This is a genomic window from Streptococcus mitis (assembly GCF_946190285.1).
Classification (GTDB): Bacteria; Bacillota; Bacilli; order Lactobacillales; family Streptococcaceae; genus Streptococcus; species Streptococcus mitis_CP.
Genome location: NZ_CAMHZX010000053.1, coordinates 1 through 271, shown reverse-complemented (window position 1 = coordinate 271; position 271 = coordinate 1). Strand labels below are relative to the sequence as shown.

Here is a 271-nt window from a genome sequence, read left to right as displayed (position 1 = left end):
ACCCCTTGTCCCTGTGCGGCAGACATGGCGCGATCCCCAGACGTATCGGCCGCTGCTGATGCTCGACCGCCCCGGCTGGGCCTGGGAATGGCTGCGGCGTAACCGCGCTTACGGGGCGCTGGCCATCACCTTGCCGCCGGCACTCCGCTGCATTCTCCGCGCCACCCCGCGCATCACCTTGATCACCCAGCGGCACGGGGAGGAAGACATCTTTCCATGGGGGTTGCACTTTCGTGGAATGGCCTGGACACGCCGCCGATGGAGCCGCGAT

Annotated in this window: 1 protein-coding gene; it reads left to right on the top strand. The window is 67.5% G+C overall.

Annotated features, from left to right (window positions below):
- Positions 1-271, top strand: a 271-nt coding sequence (locus N8L39_RS09335; RefSeq protein WP_261039385.1) for a transcriptional regulator domain-containing protein, incomplete at both ends; no start/stop codon positions are given.